Origin of the sequence: Mesorhizobium sp. M7A.F.Ca.MR.362.00.0.0 (genome assembly GCF_004023175.1) — a bacterium.
Taxonomy (GTDB): domain Bacteria; phylum Pseudomonadota; class Alphaproteobacteria; order Rhizobiales; family Rhizobiaceae; genus Mesorhizobium.
In genome coordinates, this window is record NZ_RZTF01001163.1 from 1 (window position 1) to 228 (window position 228).

Here is a 228-nt window from a genome sequence, read left to right on the forward strand (position 1 = left end):
GATAAAAACATATCCTGGGCCAACGGAAAGTATTTCTGACCTTTTGAATGATCGTATTGATGTAGTCGTTATGGGAGAGGCAGCAGCAGGATCTTATATTTTAAACTCTCCAGACGGCGATAAAATCGAAATATCAGGAGAGCCTCTTAACCAAGGTGAATCAAGTATTATTTCTATTGCTATCAAAAAGGATAGCCCAGAATTAACAGAGGCCTTGAATGAAGCAAT

Annotated in this window: 1 protein-coding gene; it reads left to right on the plus strand. The window is 38.6% G+C overall.

Annotated elements, in window-relative coordinates; all coding sequences use genetic code 11:
* Positions 1-228: ABC transporter substrate-binding protein (locus EOC06_RS39495; protein WP_128310218.1), on the plus strand; the 228-nt coding region annotated here is incomplete at both ends.